The organism is Paenibacillus sp. FSL R5-0923, from assembly GCF_038009145.1.
In the GTDB taxonomy this organism is placed as follows: domain Bacteria; phylum Bacillota; class Bacilli; order Paenibacillales; family Paenibacillaceae; genus Paenibacillus_AQ.
In genome coordinates, this window is record NZ_JBBPAT010000002.1 from 588983 (window position 1) to 608991 (window position 20009).

Consider the following 20009-nt stretch of genomic DNA (forward strand, 5'->3'; position numbering starts at 1 on the left):
AAACTTATTGCTGCCTTCATATATATATGCTACTATAGCTGTAAATTAAAGGAATAGTAACGGAAGCACCGTTCAATTACCGTATCCACGGTTATTGTCGGTGCTTTTTTTTGCTGTCTTTTTTTGAGGAAATAATGGATTTCTTCTTATCGAAAGGAGCGTGGTTTCATGGCGGCAAGGATTGTGCTCGCAGTGCGTGAAAGTCAATATATCGAACCATTACTGCACTATCTTCATCACAGCGAGTACGGAGAAATGCTGCGTATTACGGCTTTTAGCCGAATGGATGCTTTTATCGAATTTATGAGGGGAGAGGACATCCCGGATGCTGTTGTGGGGGACTCTTCTTTTATCGAGGCTTGGCTAGTAGAGGGGAAAAGCACGGTTCCATGGGCAGTTTTGAGTGAGGATGGAGGTTATCTCGGTAAGAGTTCTAAAAGCCTGGGAGGGGGAGTGATGATTGCCAAATATCAGGCGCTTCCTTCCCTCCTGGGAGCATTTCTCCAGTTATGTGAAGTTCAGAGAGGTAGAGGATCTTCTGTGCTAGATGAAACGCTGTTGCTGGGGGTTGTCTCTGCCAGCGGCAACATGGGCAAAACAACGATAGCATTGAATATGGCGAAGCAGCTTGGTGAAATGGGCCTTTCGGTTTTCTATCTGAACCTTGAGAGTATAGACAGCAGTGGGTTGTTTCTCAGAATCCCTGCAGGTTATACGCCTGGACTAGAGCGGCTGCTATATGAAATAAAGGCCAATCGAGACAAGGATGAAGCGGATACGATCGAATTAGGACAATACTTCATTAGATATGATCACCTCCGAACTGCTGCTTTCAGACCAGTTATTAATGTGAAGGAAATGCTGCAGATGACTTTGCAAGATACGCTGGATTTGTTAGAGCGGCTGGTTGCGGAGAGAAACTTTGATGTTGTTATTGTGGACACCGGCAGCATCGAGGAAGAGCGTGCGAAGGCTGTGCTGCAGCGAAGTGGGATTTTACTTTGGGTCCTGAAAAATGATGATGTAAGCATGTATAAGACTATGAGATGGCTGTCGCATTGCACCGCTCCTAACTCTGGCATGTCCCCCCATGTGATGGACAAGAGTAAATTTGTAGTGAATTTTGCAGTGGATCGTTTGGAAGAGTGGGTGCCTCCTGAAGGAATTATCATTGAAGGCGTATGTCCCTTTATCCCATCATGGACGCTGCAACACCGTGAAGAGCTCTTTTTGAACTCTCCACAATTTCAGCAGGAGATCATGCAGTTGTGCAAGCGGATTGTAGAGCCAGCACTCCCATTAGTTTTTACAGGGAAGAATATCCATGAATGAGGAGATGTTCAGGGCGCTGCGTAGTGAGATTCGTGCAGGGCTTGATGTGACTTCTGCAGTAGGAAACCGTGAACTTACTGGGTTTATCGAACGAACGATTCTAGAAAGTGAAAGCCTCCGTTACTTAACAGCACAGGAGAAGCATGAGTTAGTTAAGAGACTATTTGACTCCTTCCGAGGATTGGATGTGCTTCAGCCATTAGTGGATAATCCGGCGATCACGGAGATTATGATCAATAGTCATACTGAAATTTTTATAGAAGAGGAGGGTCAGATTCGTCGTCTTCCTTTGGAATTTGAGTCCAGCAGCAGGCTGGAAGACATTATCCAAACGGTAGTATCCGGTGTTAACAGGGTAGTAAATGACTCCTCTCCTATCGTTGATGCCCGGTTGAAGGATGGATCCCGTGTGAATATTGTACTTCCGCCAGTCTCACTGAAGGGACCAGCGATGACCATACGTAAATTCCCGGAGAAGCCGATGACGATGAATGAATTGGTGAGTCGTGAAGCTTTAAGTCAGGAAGCAGCAGAGCTACTGCAAATCTTAGTAGCTGCTAAATACAACATTTTTATAAGCGGGGGAACGGGCTCGGGGAAGACCACCTTTCTAAATGCGTTATCTCAGTTTATCCCTTCACAGGAGAGGGTCATCACAATAGAAGATTCTGCTGAGCTACAGATTGTAACGGTGCCAAATCTGGTTTCCCTGGAGACTAGGAACGCGAATACGGAAGGCAGAGGGGAGATTTCCATTCGAGATTTGATTCGTTCTTCGCTGCGGATGAGACCCAATCGAATTGTTGTGGGTGAGGTACGGGGAGCGGAATGCCTCGATATGCTACAGGCGATGAACACTGGACACGATGGTTCGTTATCAACGGGTCACTCTAACAGCGCGCACGATATGGTCAGTCGATTGGAGACGATGGTGTTAAGTGCTGCGGATCTGCCGGTAACGGTTGTTCGTCAGCAAATCTCATCGGCGATTGATATATTCGTACACTTATCTAGGCTCCGTGATCGTTCTAGGCGAGTGATGGAGATTAGTGAGGTTGCAGGCCTGAAAGATGGAGAAGTGGTCTTGAACCCTCTATATGAATTTCGAGAGTCCGGTGAACGAGAGGGCCGGGTACAAGGAGGGCTGGTTTCTTGCGCAAACCCGCTTATGCATACAGCAAAGCTTAGAATGGCTGGTGTAACCTCCTATCCGTTATCACAGGCTGGATTCTGAATTCTAAAAGGGGGAAGAGGTAGTGCTTAAGATTAAGTTTGCTGCTGAAAAGCCTAAGAAAGCTGATTCCAGAGGCCATTCATTATTGCCGGATTATACGGTATATGAGTTGACCTTGATACAGAAAACTCTGGCTATTGCAGTAGGTGGTTTGCTGCTGTTTGGAGTGGGATATCTTTTTTATCATCAATGGATACTGTCGTTACTACTTATGCCAGGTGGGCTGTATGCACCTCGTATGCTGCGTAATTATTTGCTGAAAAGACGCCGGAGTATGCTTAATTTACAGTTTAAACAGACGTTATTTTCATTGTCTTCCTCACTCTCAGCAGGGCGATCGGTCGAGAATGCTTTCCGGGAAGCGGTCCAAGACTTACGTATGCTGGACCCGGAGGGGGGCGGCGATATGATCTCGGAGCTAAATATTATCTGTACGCGCATGGAATACGGTCAGCCAGTAGAGGAAGCGCTTCGGGAATTCAGTGAAAGAGCAGGAATGGAAGATATTGAGCGGTTCGCTGACGTGTTCTCTGTATGTAAACGTACAGGCGGTGATCTGGTAGAAGTAGTGCGCCGTACGTCTACGATTATTGGAGAGAAGCTGGATATTCAGCAAGATATTACTGTAAGCATTTCACAGAAGAAATTCGAAGCGAAAGCGCTGTTAATATCTCCACTAATTATGGTGATCTTTATGAGTTTGACTGCAGGAGACTACATGCAGCCCATGTACACAGGAGCGGGTATAGCCATATCGACGCTTGCATTAGTAGCTTTGTTTTTATGTTATCTCTGGACTACTAAAATAATGGACATTCCGCTGTGAAGGGGATGAAATCATGCGATGGCTATGTGCAGTAGTCACTATATTTTTACTTGTTGTCTGGGCTCTGTTACGAATTAAATGCGGAAAAAGATATGACGGATTAAGAGAACTTCCTATGGAAGGATTACGACTTCGGAAGCTGGGTGAACCGCTGTTGCTGCTCATTGAGAAAACCGGCATTGTCAGTCGTTTTCCATCGTTGATGTTCAGGATTCAACGTTCCCTGCAGCGAAGTTATGGGATGCGTTACAGTGCAGAACGAACCCTGTTGTTCATGGGTGAGAGGCTTAGCTACAGTTGGTTGCTGCTTGTGGGTGGAAGTTTGATCACAGGATTTAGCGGCGATCAGACAGGTCTGATTCTAGGTTTTTTCTTGGCGGTAGCTCTACCAGCTGCTATGGTGAGTGATTTACATAAAAAGGTGAGGGTGAGAGAGCAGAATATTATGCTCGAGCTACCAGAACTTCTGAACAGCATTGTATTGCTGGTAGGAGCAGGTGAGACCGTGCAACGGGCGATTATTCGCTGTGTGGAGTTGATTCGATTAAATAAAGTTGAAAATGATAAAAAATAGTTGGTAAAGCACAATTAAAGTTGGAAAAACGAATTTAAAGTTGGCAATGAAAAGCTCGAAACGCGAATACAGAGCGTCCGAAACGATTAATTTAAAGTTGGCAATGAAAAATCGAAGGATTATACCGCTGATTTTGAACATTACGAATGGTCATGCTTAAGAAGACATACGACAAAAAAGAAAGCCTTCTTATTTGCTTTGTGGGCACCTTTTATTCATAAATAAGGGGCTTTATGAGGTTGGAACTTATGAGGGCTTATATGCGAAATGGAGCCCATTAGAGATGGAGGAGACAGTATGACTAAACGAATCATCACAACCGACGCCGAACTAAAAAGTGTAATGTTAATGGGCACTCCTGTAGACATATGGATGGGGAATCATCTGTGTGAGAAAAATAAAATGATACATAGTTATAGTTCATCAGCGATTCAAAGTAAAAACAGTTATTATTTGCGTCCGAATGTACAAATTGTTCGGAAGGATGTTCTTCAGTAAGAGGAGCGAGGTTTTAATAAAGAAGAAACGGGGACCAAGGCTTTACTGCCAAAATCTTGGTCTCCGCTGTTTCGATTAATCGATGTTTCCTTCTTAAGGAATTTGATTGCATATTTTGGCATGTAATTTAAGGAGAATCCTATAAGGTAAAATTTTTTTGCAGTATTTAGCATTTTTCAGTTTTTGGTAGACGCAAACTTTGTTAAAAATCTCCAAGCCGCCAATATGGAGTTTGCTAACTTGGAGCAGTTAAAGAAGATCTTGAAAGAAAATTTAATTGTTTACGATCTGAATAAAGATCGGGTGAATTCGGTAGTCAGTGCCTTTATAAACAATATGCACATAATCAAGCTGATACATCGTATGCTGTTCTTCTCTTGTATGTGGACTCCAAACTTTCGCACCTTCTTCCCACCAAATATATGGTGAAGAACCACTCTCACCAATTTTGCATTCAGGATCATCAGTGAGATTTACCCAATTACCAAGCAAACAGGCATGTACTTGTACTGCCAATACAAAACACTTCCCTTCAAATTTCTATTTGAACAACTTTTACATTCAACAGAAGAGGGCTTTGTTCCTTTAATGCGCATTACGACGAAACTATTCATCACAAGATGCTAATCTGAAAAACGCAACGTTAATCGTCGCTCTTATAGACTTATAGATGGAGAATCATCTGTGTGAATACATAGTTATAGATCAACAGCGATTCAAAGTAATTCAAAGTAATTCAAAGTAAGAACAGCTAGTATTTGCGCTCAAACGTACAAATTCTTCGGAAGGATGTTATTCAATAAGAAAAGAAGAAGCAGCCATCAAGACATCTTCCAAGTCTTGATGGCTGCTGTATGCGCTGATCTGATTTCCTGTTTAACGGGGTCTCTTTATCAAGGGTGGAGGATTTTCGTAAGAAGAAAACATGGGAGGTTTTGTGATTCATTAAAATCGCTACAAAGGATATGCGATAATCCCTTTTCTCCTTGGTATTCAAATAGGTCTGTTTTCATTAATTGATCGTAAAATTGTTATTTTCTTCACTTTCCGTAATAATGAGGCTTTCCCCTTGGTCCAAGGTATACATTGCAGTAATTAACCCGCTGACAAGGAATTCTTTGTTTGAAAGTACATTACCATCCTTGTCCAATATTTTCAATCCATCATTCTCTAATTTAAGGAGTAACGTATAGATATCGTTAATTAATCTCTGCGGAATACCGACTTGATTTGGCTTTTTTATCCTGCGTGTAAATTCTAAGTAGTCGGATGTATCAATTTCACCCTTTTTATAAAGATCATAGAGGATGTCCGAGCATCTTTCGTAGCTATGTACATGTTTTTCGTCTTTCAACAAGGTGAGAACACATTTATATTTCTTCTTTAGGAGAGGCTCGACAATTCGAACTTTTTCATTGCCTTGCAATGCTTTAACTTGCAGTCCACCTAACGGGGTGAGTTTATTATGCCTGTTCAGATCAGGAATATAAAATTCAATATCATGAGCATCAGATGTCGAAAATAGGTCAGGTTGATGAATTTTGGTTAGCTTAGAGGCTCTTCCAACTACTTTGACAGCAAATAATAACGAAATAAAATTGTCGTAACCGTACATGCCCTCTTTAAAGGTATGGTACGTAATCCCCGTACACCATTCAAAGAGGTTCTTTTTGGTCGTTAAATCAATCCCCATTAAGCCAACAATGAAGTTCTCTAAAACACATCCTACTATTTGTTTAATTCCTGTGTTCGTTTTAATTTTGCGCTTACCCATATCAAAGTGATTGGATTCTTCCATTGCTTGAAGTAGTAATGATTTCAATGTCCTATCGCCAAAAACTTTAATGTAATCTTCTTCTGTAATTTCAACTGGAGAGTTTAGATCCAACTTATTAATCAGTATTTTTGTTTCTTTCTTACTAATAATCAAATCAGGTATCATTTTACTCATTGTCTTAACTTCCTTCGCTATTTGTAATATCTGTTGCATGTTATCATCCGAGAAATTAAATTTATAACCAGTAGTTCATTATCCGTATTTATACACTTAAACATGATTTTATGTGGAAAACTAGTAATTAGCTCATAAACATGCCTCTTCAAACTAACCTGCCTGCTTGTTGACAAACTTAGTCGATTGAGTTGATTAATTTGAATGCCTTCCTATTCGGGCTTCGTTTCTTTTTAGTGTAGTTCTGTGAGGGGTATTTTCAAGGTTCAAGTATTTGTATCTTTATAGCTAAGTATTCTATAAAAATGTTGGGTCTTCATCATCCAAAGTGGATGTTATAGAAAAGTTGAACATTCAGCCTTTTTATAATAAGGACTTATGAAAAGATCCATAAGCGATTGCTCTGTGAAATGAGCAACTGTACTTTATAACTGATGCAATAAATAGTATGATTTAGATATTTCATTAATTGGAAAAAATGAAAGTGATTCGGAATATTTTTTATAGGGAGTCAATTAAGATCATCTATAAATGGAATTTGACATTTTAAACAAGGTTTGATTTATTTTCACAATGCTATTTGAGTTATGTGAGGTTAGATGCTTTCTTATAATTATTAGGATTTTAAAAATGCAAATTTAATTATATGGTTGAAGATCATACATTATTTTAAAGGATGTGTTAAAATGTCGCATTTTTCTGATAAAGAGATTAAAAAAATGATAAGTGAAGACGATATTAGAATATTAAAAGTTGACGAAAATAAAGGCAAAAACATTATTGAATTGAAATATGATGTTAAGTCAGGAAAGTTTGTTGAAATAGAAAAAAGTGATAAGGAACAAGGGTGGGGGACCCCTGCATATGTCATATTATCAGATATGAAAGTAAGCGCAACAGAAGAAGAGGCCAGAGGAAATGTAGATGCCTATTTTAAAAATGAAAATACAAAATATTTTGTTCTAGATAAAAATACGGGAAAAATAGTTGAGAAAGGAGGTAATACTATGAAGTTTGAGGACACCGATGATGATACTCGGCTGGAATTAAATGAAGAAGTCGTGGAAAAAGCCACCAAGGAAGATATATTAAGAAATGTAAATAGAGCTCGCACTACATCTGGGTATGGCAATGTAGAAGAATATAAGCAAGCAATTTCTAGCGGTATGGTTAAAAATTATTCAAGAGCACAATTGAAAATGTGGGAACGGATGGAGAAACTATTGAAGGAGATGGAGAATAATGATTTTTAAAGGTAGCTTACATGAATATAAAATATACCTAAAAAAAACGATATTTAAGTATGAAAACTTTTTTGAAAACGCTTGGGTTGCTGAACATATTCAACTTAAAGATTATGGCCAGTTTGCAGAAATTGGTTTAGGTAATTATTCTATACTTCATGCTGGTGAAACAACAGATTGGAATGAGTTCCCGTTAAAGTTTGTAGACGGTTCAATTTTGATGATTGCCCAAAGTTTAGAAAAAATAGGAAATAGAAAATATGAAATATCAATTTCGAATATTGCTTTTGTAAAGGTTGATGAAGGAAATGTTCGGTATATTTTCCATTATGATAAGGTAATGGAAATGGCTGATCATCCTGATAATCACTTACAATTTGAGTTTGATAAAACTATTGATACTCCTAGATTTGATACATATAGATATGTAGAGTTAGAGGAAATTTTGAGTATGATTGTTCGAGATAGATTGATAGTGTAATAAAATTTTTAATTTGAGCTTCTAAGTTAGCGGTGTCCATACGGACTTATTTTATACACTATCAATGACATTTTTTAGCCCTTTAAAAAAAGAACCATAGCATTAAGATTCAACAAGTGAGATACGGTTGGGATTATAAGAATGAACCCGTCAGGCTAAAGCTTGGCGGGTTTTATTTCAAGTATGAGTAATTTTTTTAATCGGATAATGATAATTCAAAATAATCAATGCCGTTAGAGGTAATATGAATCGCAAGCAAATTCTTACCCATAGAAGTAAGCCAATTTAATTTTGCCAAGTAAATAATGATAAGCTTTGTGATGTTCGTTATCTATAAAATGCTCCTTTTTTGTTCCGATTAAAACTTCATGTCTTCCACTGGAGAAAAGGACAATCATTAGAGGACTGCAATTCATTTTCTTTGTTTTTGAAACTGAGATTCCTGTTAACTTAGTTTCGAAATCCGTCGGTCAGGAAGAGGGGCAACGTCTCCAATGCTTGAATCGGTTGTGGATTTCTCCTCTACGAACCCCTAATCTCTCTTTTGTTTAGTTTCTTGAATGCCGAGTATTCTTGATCAGAATTAATAAACCTAAATATTTTATCGGCACATTCTGTTGGACTCAGCTCTTCTGTATTTACTTCAAGGTCATATTCATTAAAGGAATAAACTATGTCGAACTGGTAAAGTGCTAATCCAAGCGCTCGATCTCCTCTAATATGCTCTCTTCTTATGAGTCCGTCTCTTGAACACAATACACCTACAAACAATGTAGGAAGATCCATCAGCAGATCATGAAACTCATTAAAACGCTTGTCATTGTCAATTACTGTATCGACGATGACATTCAGCCCCATTTCCGAAAACAATTTAATGGTCGCATAGTACACTGAGCTGATGGGATCAAAAAGGATCTCTGAGACAACTTCATCATCCAATACTCGTGTAGGTTTAATGCCTGGATATGTTTTATTGATAAAATCATTGTAGTTACCAGAAAAATCACCATAGGATAGGTGATGAAATGGGATGTCGTTCTGTTTTTTTAGTTCCATAGAAATACTTGTCTTTCCTGAGCTTGAGGCTCCGTTCAATAACACAATAACTCCTTTCTTCAAAACGAATCCCCCTTACATATCAAGATTTGAGTGTAAGACATCGTAATATTCAACATTTTGTTTTTTGTTCCGTAAAAGAAAAGTAAGAGAAACAATACATCCCAGTCATCCCCATTTATGGTATAATGCTTTTGGCCCATAACCTTATTTGTTGTGGAGATTGCATACTGACTGCAATTTCTTTCTTTGAGGGGCATTCACACAAGTGGCTGTAATTATTCAATAAAAGGTGGAGAAAAAGTGTCTGTTGTACACGATTACTACTTAGAGCACTTTAAAGAGATGTATTATAATGAGCATGAACAAAAAGAAAAAATAAACGGGCGAATTCAAACACCAATTGGTTTTTTAAGCTTGCTCATTGCATTGGATGCCTTTTATATCAATGGGATAGAAGATATCCAGAAAGGAACGTGGGGTGTTGTATTCTATGTAATGCTGAGCTTGCTTTCTCTCTCCTTAATTGTGGTTATCTTTTATTTAATGAAAGCTTACTACACATATAGCTATAAATATATCCCGACCCCAACTGTTTTAGAAAATAAGGCAAATGAGCATGTAGTTCATTTTGATACATATTATGAACAGTATAGGAATTATTACAATCTCCCCAAAGAAGAGTGCGTTAAAAATCAGATTGATAAAGATATGTATCATTATTATAAGACAAGTACAGAAGAGAACATGATATTGAATGAGAGAAAGCTTAAGTATCTGAGGAATATTGGATATTTATTGATCATATCGCTTATTTTAGGTCTTACTACGCTATTCCCATATTTTATGGCTCATGAAAAAAGCGATATCCAAAAGATTGAAATTGAGAAGATTAGTGAACTAATTGATACCATACAATTTAAAAAGATAGATTTAAATGATCATAATGATTTGGTGAAAACAGTTCAGGAGCAAGAAAAGGTGATTAGAGAAATAAAATCAGAGCTTGAAGCAATTCAGTTATCGAAAGTTAATAGCAGTCAAGGAGGTGAATGACATGACTAATCCCAACGATGATGCTAGAAACCAAAGTGAACCACCAGCTCCTCCAGAACCAGCCCCACTTCGATCTATAACAGAAGGCTTTGAACGAGTAGAAGATGCTAATAAAGGTGATGAGTAAAATGCGGAAACGTCTCGATGAGAGGCGTTTTTTCTGTTTTTAATAATTGTCTACTGTCTTAGTACGCTCAAACCTCTTTTGTTTACAGTTATTCACAGTTAAGACCTTAGAACGTTGACAAGAAATCAATGGATAAATTTATGTTGAGTATACTTTAAAAGTTGATCAAGTCTGGAATAACCAAAAATTATATTTTAAAATAATCTACTGATGATCTCGACGGCTTCCATACATATTAATTATAAATGACTCACTTTTATTGACGACACATACAGGTATTTGCTGAGGAATGCCATTTAAATTGATTATTGTTAAACTCAACATTCTGTGAGGACGTAAAATTTGGACTACACCGTGTACAATATCGTTGTGTAGAAGCGATTTCTAAGTACCAGTCCCCAGGCCTTGATTTAAATCGCCCATCACTACGGACCCAAATTGAATTCAATGCCTCTGGATTATCATTGTTGTACCGTTTATAGCAGTTTTGATTGCTTTTTGAACCATGATGTGATGCAGTTATTATCATGTCGTTTGACCAAGGAATTGTTTGATCAAAACCAAAGTCAGAATCAGCGGAAAATAGTACAGCGGGTGCATTTAGAGTCTTAGGAGAATGGAAGACTAAGCTCTGTTTATTTGATTTAGAAAGGGCAAGGTATTCTAAAGCGCCAAGTTTTCTTATCTTGCTAATTTCCTTTGAATTCAATGGCTCTAAAATATCCTTTATCCCACCCGAGGCCATTTCGTATTTGTCATACTCAAACCATTTTATAGTAACGCCCTTCTGAAAAGCTGCGAGCGCTATATCTTTTATCATTTTGGCTGCATTAATCGCTTCTACAAATATTTCAATCTTGTCTGGGTCAAGTTGCCACCAAATATTGTGTTTAGTCATATAAGCTAAATGAAAGATATCAAAATCCTTTTCCGAAGATACCTCAAAGTCATTGTGTAATTCTTCTAATTGAAAATAATCCTCCATCATATTTTTTACGTCTAACATTTGCTCATAATCAGATAGAGCGTCGCCATAAGTAGCTAGATCTATTATGCTTTTTTTATGAATATTCTCAGCCAACTCATCTAAAAAAACGGAAGGGCTAACTAATATATCCCCTAATCTACTAGCCCAAGTTCCTGGTAACCAGATCTCTTTACATGATAGACGCTCGTCTTTTAAAAATCCAAGAATACCAGTCGCATGATCAGCATCATTATGAGTGCAGACTAAGATGTCGACCATGTTGCTTTCAATTACATTCCCCCCATTGATTTTGAAAAAACTTGTCAGGCTATTCTTCGCAAGTCCGCCGTCCACAATTATTAAATAATTGTCGCGTTGTAAATAGAATGAATCACCTTGATTTACCATTAGAGACACAAATCTTTCCACGTACATAACCTCCGATTTTTTCTGATTATAACCTCAATGAAAAGATACTACTTCGTAATTTAATTAATTGAATAACTAACTCACTAACGTATCCGATAATTGTGTACTTGAAAATATATTCATTGTAAGTAAATGGATGGGTGCCTAAAGTGCTTTTATCGATAAATTCTGATGAAAGCGTATATATTCAATCCTTATACACCTACAACATCACTAGCCACCACTTTTATCACGGAAGAGTCAATTTTTGAAATTTCACGCAAATAAGCTTTGTTAAACCTTGGATTATAGATACCTAATTTCTTTATGTCATGAAACTCCCTACGCATTGAACGAATACCTAAAATGTAATACATCAATAATTGTAAAGTATGTCCAGTCGTTGGCTTATTTTTTGAAACCTTGAAATCCCAAAGGGTATCTTCGGTGAGGAAGTCTCCATCGCCAGATGTAACCGTTGGTGTGTATCCAAGTTCAAAAGTGAAGCCTTCTTTGATGATTGGCCCATATTGTTCGAAAAAGGCAAGACTACGATTTACCATGGTGCGAATATTGAAGATCGTTTTTTCGTCTGCATGAATTTCATCTGCATTCTTATATCCGATAATCCCGACTCTAGTGCATACATCATACCCCACAAGTTTACATGCAGATCTTATTGATAGATCATCCAGCCCCCGCACTCTAGACAGTAAGAAATCGGCGTCTTCTCTTTCGCCAATAATTGATGCACCACGTAGTGAAATATCAAACGCTTGTGCAGCAGGAGTGCCCATTGCATAACGGGTCAAATAATCAACTGCTGTTCCGACTAGACCTGCATTAATGTTTTCTTCAGGGTAAAGTTCAACTCCATCATCCAATAATATTTCATTAAAATCTTTTGGTTTCAGGTAGCCCCCATAAGGTTGCTTAATCTGTGCAATCCTTTGTGTGACTGATGTCATGAGACTCACTCCTACTCCTTAGTCCGTTTTTCCGCTTCCCCATATATAGTAAACCAACATTAACACATATTGGAAGTGTCCAGCCCGTTAACTCAATTCTGGTTCATCATTTCTATAATGAAAATCAAGCGCAGAGCTATTCATTATTTAAAGAATGGAAGGTATATGATGGACTATTTAAAGTCGAAGGTCGCTCCTTAGTAGATCAAGCCCCTGCTGTTATGCAGGGGCTTGATCTACTGTCAAACTAAAAGCCTAATCTTTTATATACGACTTCAGCAAGAGCAGCCTGGGACATTTCATGAAACGTCGAAAATTTCGTTGTAGAACGAACATAGGCCTCTAAGTCCTCCTGGGGAAGGGCCGCAAAGTCTTCTTTCGATTTGACACCAACGCCTTCTAGAAAAGCAGAGATATTTTCAGATGGGGTGTATTTCTGAATAAAGGAATCTGGGAAGAGCTCATCAAAGGACATTTGTTTTTGATCACCAAGTTCCTTGGCACCTTTACATATTTGATTCAACCTGTTATTTAATTCTTTAAAGCCAGTTACTTTTACCATCTGGATCACACCTTTACAATTATTTTTGTATGATAAACCTTATGTGTAGAAGCTATGGTTATTTTCGAAAAGAAGAGTAGCGATGTATGATGAAGAATCACTCTTGGAGAACAGGTATGTGTGATTCGAAAGGATTAATCTGAAAGAAAATGATTGAGGGATTATTTATTCGTAATTATTTGTGATATAAGAGTCTCCTTCAGATGTACCCGCATCTGAAGGAGGAGAAGTATAGGTTGTGAAGCTTACTTTAATCTTTTTATTAATTTGTCGAATTGCTTATCCACTTCACGTGAGATTTCACGTTCAAACTTTTTTAGATCGTTTTTGGTTTGTGACTTCGATCCGCCGACTCTAATCTTAATTGTTTTACTCATAGACTCACTCCCGTTAGGTTATTTGAAATTATTTAGATTGCGAAAGGACGCTTGCAGCCAAAGACTTGGTTAACTTGCTGGTTTGTTTACTTTGTAGAGCTTTCGAAGCAACAGTTGACATCTTGGAACTTGAAGTTTTTTGTGAACTGGATTTAGCCATTATGACACCTCCATATCTATATATTGTGCTTTCAAATAAATGGTAACCCAATATATTGTGTTTGTAAACATTTTTTTTTACTAACAGCTTGTCCACAGGATATTCACAGTAAGTACGCTTGTTCCCATGGGTTTATCCACAGAATGGGGCAGAAAATCCACTCTGAAAATAAATAATGAGCGAATATACGTATGATTCGCTTTAGGAATTTAAAGATATATTATCCTGCTTTTTTAGACCCAAATACGGTATGCAAAATAGAACAGTTTATTTTAGAGAAGTGAAATGAATTCTACCTACTTTCGTAATACGTTTCTGTTCAAAATCTATTAAAGTATTTATGTATTCGTATTCGTAAGAATGCAGAGGTTCTGAATAGCGTAGTTGACACTGATGAAGAAAATTAAAGGAGTTAATTAACCGTATATAAAGTTTGGAATGATAAATCTAAGATTTTAATGACGCCATTTCGAACATTAAGAATTATTATTATTGAGAAGAAGAGTAATTAAATAGACGTTAGCTGGCTATCGAGGCGACTTCATCAATAAAGGTTACTTTTTTACTAGAGGGAAATATGAGGGCTTATACGCAAACAGAGGCCCAATAAAAATGGAGTGTATTATATGACCGAGTATTCATATGGATGATAAGGCAAATCTATGGGCCATCGACACAGTCGATGGTCTTTTTGTTATGACTGGTGAACATTAAGGAGGTGTCATTGCCAACTTTAAATGCAACACTTTTTTTAGCTAACGAAAGTTGGAGGCATATCCATTGCCAACATTAAATACCTCATATTTTTTAAATGGGATTCCAACTTTAAATTAATCATTTTTAACCTCTGATTCAAAAAATGCTTGCAATACAAGGTATGTATATTTCCAACTTTATTTAATCGAAACAGGAGTGTTCCAGTAAATTAAAGTTGATCATAAGAGATTAAAGTTGATCATGAAATGTAATTAAATCTAAAAAGGACGCATGTTCTTGTTTACTGATGTGTGTGATTCGATTAAACAAAGTTGGTAATGAAAAAAACGAAGAATTATGACGCTGATTTAGAACATTAAGAATGGTCATGCTTAAGAAGACGTGCGACATAAAAGGAAGCCTGCTTATTTGCTACGTAGGCGTATTTTTATTCATACATAAGGGATTATGAGGTTGAAACATAGGAGGGCTTATACGCGAAATGGAGTCCATTAGATAGAGATGGAGGAGACAGTATGACTAAACGAATCATCACAACCGACGCCGAACTAAAAAGTGTAATGTTAATTGGCGCTCCTGTAGACATATGGATGGGGAATCATCTGTGTGAGAAAAATAAAATGATAAGCAACTACAGCTCGTCAGCGATTCGAAGTAATAGCAGTTATTATTTACGACCAAATGTTCAGATTATTCGTAAGGATGTTCTTCAATAAGAGCAGGGGCGCTGTTCTATTTATAAAAAACTGCGGTGGATAAAGATTTGGGTAAGAAAGTCTAAACCCGCCGCTGTTGTCATTGAACAAATGTTCCTTTTCTGCTTAATTAAGCTTCGTGAGTCCATTATTCTATCGGATTTTTTTCCCTCGTAAAGACACGAAAATTTGGGGAACGTAAAAAAACACCAAATAGGTGTCTATTATCAACATAGTGAAATGAGTGAGCTAGAGTACAACTTGAACCCTGTTAAATCAGTAATAACAAGAGATATTCAATGGATTGAGCTTCTATAACGAATAACTTTTTGAAGAATGCCTTAAATATTATTCTCTGTTTTCTTTACTTAACAGATCAGCGAGCTCTTCCGAATTATGATCTTTTAAATCTAGCATCTTTTCACTATTACTTTTTTTAATCAAAAAGCCATTTTTCGTTTTAAAATTCATATAAAGACTGTATTCGACAACCTCAGAATTAGCATAGGTAACAGTCATTCGATAAGTTGGTGGACCACCCACATCAACAGACCCGCGTACTTTTTTAACGGTTCTTATAGCATCATCGAAGATTTGGATGCTTTCACTATCGGTGTAAGTGATCTCCGTTGTTTCGGACACAAGGTTAACGCTAATGATATCTTGCTTTGGTCTGACTAATACAAATATTAAAATCAATAAAAATATTATTGAAATTGAAAGGATGCTAATTTTTTTCATAACTACCTCCTTGAAGAAAGGAGGAGACTGAATATTCAGTCTCCAGAATAAAGTTACAACTCGTTTGAGTAAGTGGTAGCAATTTCATTAAGTAAATTATCTCTGATATCATTATCTCGTGTTATAAAAGTTCCTCTTCTATTAGTAGCTGTAGAATTGACCTCATCCAGTGTGAAGGTTCCTTCGTTTCTATTAATTATTTGATATTGGCCTTGTGGATCTTTCCTTAAGAATAAAATATATTCGGTTCCTTTTTGGGTTTCTTGATATCCATCATTCACCATTTTTACTTTTTGTAATCCAAAATCAACTATAGCATTTGATTCAATTACTTCTAAATTTTCCACTATGTTTGATGAATCTCCTTCTAATACTTTTTTAATACTAAGATTATTTAACGTGTAATAATCTTGTAAATCGCCTGTATCGTAAAAAGTTGCAATATGTTTTCTATTTTCAAAGTCATCAGTAGGTGATGCAATAACAACGAGGTCTGAAAAACTTGACAATTCAGATAAGGTGTCATAACTTTCATATTGCGTTTCAATGTCAACCTCATTTTGATTAGAAGTATCTGCGTTTAAGGAAGAAGCCATTAGTCCAGGTCCTCCATAAAGAGATCTTAACTCACTTATATCGTAGCTTGAAGGAGTGTTAATGTCTCTATTAACAGATGAATTATCTCCTGCTGTCATTAGTGATGTACTAACTTGAGCACTTGCAGTGGTGTGTGCTAAACCAAGTGAGTGCCCCACTTCATGGGCAGTAGTATGTTTAATTCTTGCCGACGTAAAATTAACACCGCCATTGAAATTCCTTAATTGATTGTCAAATACCGAAACAACAGAGCGACTCCAAGAAAACCAATCTGGATCTACAGGTATACCTAAATCATTATACCAAATATTACGACCATATAAACCTTCTTCCGATGTAGTTCCAACATAATATCTATCAACTTGACCAGAATTATTTAATGTCTTGGAAATTGAGACGTTCGCATTTCTACCATTCCAAGTGGATACTGCATGATCAAAATGACTTGTATAACCATATGATGATATAGAAGAATCGTACCAAGCTTGAATTTTACCATTGGCATTACCGCCTCTTGGGCTATGGGTGTTAGCGCTAACAACAGAAGAAAATAATAATGATGTACTTAAAACAAATAAAGCTGTTGTTCTTTTTTTCATCATTTACCTCCATGTGTGGGTTTATTTAACAACGATACCAATATAGCACATATAATAGACGGAATGTTGTTTTTAAACTTAATTATATAAAAATGGGTAATTATACCTAAAAAATATGCTTGTTGAGAAATTCTAAGATATCCCGCGAATTTAATAAGAGAATGATCATTGTTGTAGAATAAATGAGGCTAAAAAGGACGTCTACATATTTGCTGCGAGATGCTTTTTTTATTAACACACAAAAAAGGGGGAAGTAGGGGGAATGCGAGAGCATATACTCAAACAGAGACCCCTTAGAAATGGAATGTGTTATATTATAAACTAATCATCACAACAGACATCGAACTAATTGACGCTCATGGTGTAGACATATGGATGGGGAGTCATCTGTGTGAGAAGAATCAAATGATCAGCAGCTATAGTTCATCAGCGATTCAAAATAACAGAAGTTTTTATTTGCGTCGGAACGTACAAATTGTTCGTAAGGACATTCTTTAATAAAAGAAGAAGCGGCGACCAAGACTTTAATATCCATGTCTTGGTCGCCGCTGTTGTCATTTAACTATTGTTCATTGTTAACTTAATGCTCTTTATAGTCTGCATCATAAATACTCTTTACAAAGAATTTAATTTCAACTTCAACATGTCCCTATTCCATAAAGCAATATTAGAGACATCGGCCAATTTTTTTGCTGGAGCTGTGAAATAGTTATTTGTAATGACTATTCCTTTTCCAAGATCGTAATACCGAAGTCCAGCTATAATTTCTTGCACCGCTTTATTTGATACGGTTGAAGTATAGCATTTTGTTTGGATGCCGATACGGTCCTTATTCTTTTCAACAATTAAATCAACGCCTTGGTCCCCAGATGCCTTCGTCAGTGTAACCGCATAACCCATATTTTCAAACAAATTCCCGATAAACTCTTCGAATTCAATTCCAGTCATTAAATCAATATCATCTATCGTTACCTTCACCCCATACTCAATTCGAGGAGTGGCAAGTGATTTACTGTACGCTTTTAATTTATAGTGATTTTCATATGTAGAAAAGATTTCATAACACGACTCAAATGAGTTGATGATTTTATCACTACGAAAGAATCGCTTTTCAACAAATTTCTCTCTATAGATAAGATAATAAATAAAAGGAATAAATTTCTTTTCATCATAAGGATCGAACGAAGTCTGCGAAAAGAAGACTTTAATTAAGTACTCTAGCGTATGTTCTTTGAATAAACTTCCGTAATCTTTCTCAAACAAGGAAGCGAAATAATTAATCGCATGTTTGTTTAAAACTCCCCAAAGATGGAGGAGATCCCCTCTTGGTGAGGAAGAGGAATTGCTCGTTTCAAGGGCCTCGGCAAAAAAAATTAATTGATTATATGCATCAAGAGTTGTTTTTTTGAATGTTTTTCCAGGTATATATATTTGATCCGAAGTTGACCAAGTATATCTTTTTTTGCTAGCATCATTAATTCGTATTAGTAAACTAAACAAATTATTTCGTTTGTCTAAATTTAGTAGTATTCCCTTCATCGTATCTTCAATGAAATTAAAAAATACTGTTTCTATGGTCATAGAAGGGGGAACTCCTTTATATGTGAATTGTGGTATCGAAAAACATGTAAACCAAAGTGATATCAAACCTGTTTAGCCAATAAGAGTGATCACCTATGAATTCGAAACGTACTATACATCAAACACAAGTGGGATAGAAATGGCATTCGTCCAAATGCAGAGCAAATTAATATAATTGAAGATACAGGAACAGCCAATTGTGTTCAATTATAAAAAATCATAACAAGAGCCATCAATTGGATTCCCTTATTAAAGTTTTTTCTATAGTTTTGATAAGCTTGTTAAAGAACTAAAAAAAATTTTTCCTCTTTATCGGCCAGGATTATTTGTCTATTATAAAGAATCAGTCGAAATGTATAACAATTTAATAAACCTTATCAGGAGAATGGGGTTTATGGTTGAGATTGCATCTTCTGATGAGAGTGATGGCGATTTGGCATTAGAATTTTCAGCCGACTATCAGCTCGAATCTTACGATGCGATACACTTAACTTTGGCAGAAACAAGTGGATGTCAATTCCTCATCACCTTTGACGGAGATTTTAACACAGACTATTATGATAAGAAATATAATTCAGTGAAAATTATACTCCCTGCTTCTTAAGGAGCGAACAACCCGTTAAATATTAAAAAAAAGTTTCTTTTTGATAGTAACCGAAAATCATTGAATAAGAGCGTCATAAAAATGCGAGAGAGCTCCATTGCTCCCTCGCATTTTATTATTTTAACCCTCTTTCAAGTAGGTCCTCAAGTGCATCCTCCAGTTCATCTTGGTTTTCCACATTAGGAAACATTGAACTGCCTATGAGGTTTGTGCCGTCGTCCTCGTCATCAGAATCATCACTATCACCTTCAGTATCAAACTCATCAGTATTGCAATCTTCTTTAAGAAGCGGTATTAAAGTTTGAACTTCTTGGTCGGACAGAGTGTTGAATTTGGTTAGAAATGCAGCTTCTTCAAATTCATCAATCAGTGTCATATCTGTTGCATCAGACAAAAAATCTTTTGGGTTCTGTATGAACTCATTTTGTAGTTCTGTATTCTGCTGAGAGAAGTAATATTGTCCTACAAGCATTTTGAATTGCTCCTCATCGAAATAATCCTTTAGTTCAACAGCTGTTCTTTCCTTTTTTGCCACGGTTATGCCTCCTTAAATATTGTTTGGTCTTACTGTTTGAAGATATTGAGATGTTTGCGCAACAGATCGGGGTATAATTACTCGTTATCCTCATCACCAGTGAGATCATCCCAAGGAAT

The 20009-nt window shown here is 36.9% G+C and carries 23 protein-coding genes; 12 read left to right on the forward strand and 11 right to left on the reverse strand.

Annotated features, from left to right (window positions below; genetic code table 11):
- Window positions 1-168 precede the first annotated feature (168 nt).
- The 5 genes from MKX35_RS27675 to MKX35_RS27695 all read left to right on the forward strand — a co-directional run bounded on the left by MKX35_RS27675 (window position 169) and on the right by MKX35_RS27695 (window position 4464).
- On the forward strand, window positions 169-1332 hold the full coding sequence (locus MKX35_RS27675) for a hypothetical protein (protein ID WP_076298361.1): 1164 nt from the start codon (window positions 169-171) through the stop codon (window positions 1330-1332).
- Window positions 1325-2566, forward strand: a complete 1242-nt coding sequence (locus MKX35_RS27680; RefSeq protein WP_076298360.1) for a CpaF family protein — start codon at window positions 1325-1327, stop codon at window positions 2564-2566. Before MKX35_RS27675 ends, MKX35_RS27680 begins: the two co-directional genes overlap by 8 nt.
- Window positions 2567-2588: 22 nt before the next feature.
- Window positions 2589-3392 carry a type II secretion system F family protein gene (locus MKX35_RS27685; protein ID WP_076298359.1) on the forward strand — a complete coding sequence of 268 codons (804 nt, stop codon included), beginning with the start codon at window positions 2589-2591 and terminating at the stop codon, window positions 3390-3392.
- A 13-nt stretch (window positions 3393-3405) separates the two neighbouring features.
- Entirely contained in the window at window positions 3406-3966 is a 561-nt protein-coding gene (locus MKX35_RS27690) for a hypothetical protein (RefSeq protein WP_179086644.1), read from the forward strand.
- Between the two features lie 297 nt (window positions 3967-4263).
- Window positions 4264-4464: a hypothetical protein gene (locus MKX35_RS27695; protein ID WP_076298358.1), complete on the forward strand. Its 201-nt coding sequence runs from the start codon at window positions 4264-4266 to the stop codon at window positions 4462-4464.
- 273 nt (window positions 4465-4737) lie between these two features.
- Here the strand turns inward: MKX35_RS27695 and MKX35_RS27700 are convergent, their stop codons facing one another.
- Together MKX35_RS27700 and MKX35_RS27705 are read right to left on the reverse strand one after the other, a co-directional pair.
- Window positions 4738-4980 carry a hypothetical protein gene (locus MKX35_RS27700; RefSeq protein ID WP_076298357.1) on the reverse strand — a complete coding sequence of 81 codons (243 nt, stop codon included), beginning with the start codon at window positions 4978-4980 and terminating at the stop codon, window positions 4738-4740.
- Between the two features lie 496 nt (window positions 4981-5476).
- Window positions 5477-6415 carry a hypothetical protein gene (locus MKX35_RS27705; RefSeq protein ID WP_076298356.1) on the reverse strand — a complete coding sequence of 313 codons (939 nt, stop codon included), beginning with the start codon at window positions 6413-6415 and terminating at the stop codon, window positions 5477-5479.
- 686 nt (window positions 6416-7101) lie between these two features.
- On the opposite strand from MKX35_RS27705, the gene MKX35_RS27710 reads away from it, so the two are divergent.
- Window positions 7102-7668 carry a hypothetical protein gene (locus tag MKX35_RS27710; RefSeq protein ID WP_081382718.1) on the forward strand — a complete coding sequence of 189 codons (567 nt, stop codon included), beginning with the start codon at window positions 7102-7104 and terminating at the stop codon, window positions 7666-7668.
- A complete protein-coding gene (locus tag MKX35_RS27715; protein ID WP_076298355.1) occupies window positions 7658-8140 on the forward strand; it encodes a hypothetical protein in 483 nt (160 codons plus the stop codon). Before MKX35_RS27710 ends, MKX35_RS27715 begins: the two co-directional genes overlap by 11 nt.
- Before the next feature lie 522 nt (window positions 8141-8662).
- Here the strand turns inward: MKX35_RS27715 and MKX35_RS27720 are convergent.
- Window positions 8663-9259: a chloramphenicol phosphotransferase CPT family protein gene (locus MKX35_RS27720; protein ID WP_076298354.1), complete on the reverse strand. Its 597-nt coding sequence runs from the start codon at window positions 9257-9259 to the stop codon at window positions 8663-8665.
- Between the two features lie 240 nt (window positions 9260-9499).
- Between MKX35_RS27720 and MKX35_RS27725 the strand changes: the two genes are divergently transcribed.
- Together MKX35_RS27725 and MKX35_RS27730 are read left to right on the forward strand one after the other, a co-directional pair.
- Window positions 9500-10252, forward strand: a complete 753-nt coding sequence (locus MKX35_RS27725; RefSeq protein ID WP_076298353.1) for a hypothetical protein — start codon at window positions 9500-9502, stop codon at window positions 10250-10252.
- Between the two features lies 1 nt (window position 10253).
- The gene (locus MKX35_RS27730) at window positions 10254-10379 is read left to right on the forward strand and encodes a hypothetical protein (protein WP_256716209.1); all 126 of its coding nucleotides are present in this window, start codon (window positions 10254-10256) and stop codon (window positions 10377-10379) included.
- A 256-nt stretch (window positions 10380-10635) separates the two neighbouring features.
- On the opposite strand, the gene MKX35_RS27735 is transcribed toward MKX35_RS27730, so the two are convergent.
- From MKX35_RS27735 to MKX35_RS27750, 4 genes are all read right to left on the reverse strand, one after another.
- Entirely contained in the window at window positions 10636-11775 is a 1140-nt protein-coding gene (locus MKX35_RS27735) for a hypothetical protein (RefSeq protein ID WP_076298352.1), read from the reverse strand.
- 194 nt (window positions 11776-11969) lie between these two features.
- A complete protein-coding gene (locus MKX35_RS27740; RefSeq protein WP_076298351.1) occupies window positions 11970-12722 on the reverse strand; it encodes a hypothetical protein in 753 nt (250 codons plus the stop codon).
- Window positions 12723-12969: 247 nt separating this feature from the next.
- Entirely contained in the window at window positions 12970-13284 is a 315-nt protein-coding gene (locus MKX35_RS27745) for a hypothetical protein (protein WP_076298350.1), read from the reverse strand.
- 245 nt (window positions 13285-13529) lie between these two features.
- Window positions 13530-13661 carry a hypothetical protein gene (locus tag MKX35_RS27750; protein WP_341044499.1) on the reverse strand — a complete coding sequence of 44 codons (132 nt, stop codon included), beginning with the start codon at window positions 13659-13661 and terminating at the stop codon, window positions 13530-13532.
- A gap of 1392 nt (window positions 13662-15053) precedes the next feature.
- On the opposite strand from MKX35_RS27750, the gene MKX35_RS27755 reads away from it, so the two are divergent.
- Window positions 15054-15254: a hypothetical protein gene (locus MKX35_RS27755; protein ID WP_076298349.1), complete on the forward strand. Its 201-nt coding sequence runs from the start codon at window positions 15054-15056 to the stop codon at window positions 15252-15254.
- A gap of 327 nt (window positions 15255-15581) precedes the next feature.
- Here MKX35_RS27755 and MKX35_RS27760 read toward each other — a convergent pair whose 3' ends face one another.
- Window positions 15582-15974: a hypothetical protein gene (locus MKX35_RS27760; RefSeq protein WP_076298348.1), complete on the reverse strand. Its 393-nt coding sequence runs from the start codon at window positions 15972-15974 to the stop codon at window positions 15582-15584.
- Window positions 15975-16027: 53 nt separating this feature from the next.
- Complete coding sequence (locus tag MKX35_RS27765) at window positions 16028-17170, reverse strand: matrixin family metalloprotease (RefSeq protein ID WP_076298347.1); 1143 nt, start codon at window positions 17168-17170, stop codon at window positions 16028-16030.
- Between the two features lie 306 nt (window positions 17171-17476).
- Between MKX35_RS27765 and MKX35_RS27770 the strand changes: the two genes are divergently transcribed.
- A complete protein-coding gene (locus tag MKX35_RS27770; protein ID WP_341044500.1) occupies window positions 17477-17668 on the forward strand; it encodes a hypothetical protein in 192 nt (63 codons plus the stop codon).
- Window positions 17669-17785: 117 nt separating this feature from the next.
- Here the strand turns inward: MKX35_RS27770 and MKX35_RS27775 are convergent, their stop codons facing one another.
- Window positions 17786-18751, reverse strand: coding sequence for a restriction endonuclease (locus tag MKX35_RS27775; protein WP_256716208.1), 966 nt, complete (start codon window positions 18749-18751; stop codon window positions 17786-17788).
- 394 nt (window positions 18752-19145) lie between these two features.
- On the opposite strand from MKX35_RS27775, the gene MKX35_RS27780 reads away from it, so the two are divergent.
- Window positions 19146-19355 (forward strand): type II toxin-antitoxin system VapC family toxin, encoded by a 210-nt coding sequence (locus MKX35_RS27780; protein WP_076298346.1) that lies wholly within the window; start codon window positions 19146-19148, stop codon window positions 19353-19355.
- 115 nt (window positions 19356-19470) lie between these two features.
- Here MKX35_RS27780 and MKX35_RS27785 read toward each other — a convergent pair whose 3' ends face one another.
- Complete coding sequence (locus MKX35_RS27785; protein WP_076298345.1) at window positions 19471-19890, reverse strand: hypothetical protein; 420 nt, start codon at window positions 19888-19890, stop codon at window positions 19471-19473.
- Between the last annotated feature and the right edge of the window lie 119 nt (window positions 19891-20009).

Coding starts and splice junctions, on each gene's coding strand:
- MKX35_RS27675 (WP_076298361.1), top strand. CDS start 169: ATGGCGGCAAGGATTGTGCTCGCAGTGCGTGAAAGTCAATATATCGAA.
- MKX35_RS27680 (WP_076298360.1), top strand. CDS start 1,325: ATGAATGAGGAGATGTTCAGGGCGCTGCGTAGTGAGATTCGTGCAGGG.
- MKX35_RS27690 (WP_179086644.1), top strand. CDS start 3,406: ATGCGATGGCTATGTGCAGTAGTCACTATATTTTTACTTGTTGTCTGG.
- MKX35_RS27695 (WP_076298358.1), top strand. CDS start 4,264: ATGACTAAACGAATCATCACAACCGACGCCGAACTAAAAAGTGTAATG.
- MKX35_RS27705 (WP_076298356.1), bottom strand. CDS start 6,415: ATGAGTAAAATGATACCTGATTTGATTATTAGTAAGAAAGAAACAAAA.
- MKX35_RS27710 (WP_081382718.1), top strand. CDS start 7,102: ATGTCGCATTTTTCTGATAAAGAGATTAAAAAAATGATAAGTGAAGAC.
- MKX35_RS27715 (WP_076298355.1), top strand. CDS start 7,658: ATGATTTTTAAAGGTAGCTTACATGAATATAAAATATACCTAAAAAAA.
- MKX35_RS27730 (WP_256716209.1), top strand. CDS start 10,254: ATGACTAATCCCAACGATGATGCTAGAAACCAAAGTGAACCACCAGCT.
- MKX35_RS27740 (WP_076298351.1), bottom strand. CDS start 12,722: ATGACATCAGTCACACAAAGGATTGCACAGATTAAGCAACCTTATGGG.
- MKX35_RS27745 (WP_076298350.1), bottom strand. CDS start 13,284: ATGGTAAAAGTAACTGGCTTTAAAGAATTAAATAACAGGTTGAATCAA.
- MKX35_RS27750 (WP_341044499.1), bottom strand. CDS start 13,661: ATGAGTAAAACAATTAAGATTAGAGTCGGCGGATCGAAGTCACAAACC.
- MKX35_RS27755 (WP_076298349.1), top strand. CDS start 15,054: ATGACTAAACGAATCATCACAACCGACGCCGAACTAAAAAGTGTAATG.
- MKX35_RS27760 (WP_076298348.1), bottom strand. CDS start 15,974: ATGAAAAAAATTAGCATCCTTTCAATTTCAATAATATTTTTATTGATT.
- MKX35_RS27765 (WP_076298347.1), bottom strand. CDS start 17,170: ATGAAAAAAAGAACAACAGCTTTATTTGTTTTAAGTACATCATTATTA.
- MKX35_RS27775 (WP_256716208.1), bottom strand. CDS start 18,751: ATGACCATAGAAACAGTATTTTTTAATTTCATTGAAGATACGATGAAG.
- MKX35_RS27780 (WP_076298346.1), top strand. CDS start 19,146: ATGGTTGAGATTGCATCTTCTGATGAGAGTGATGGCGATTTGGCATTA.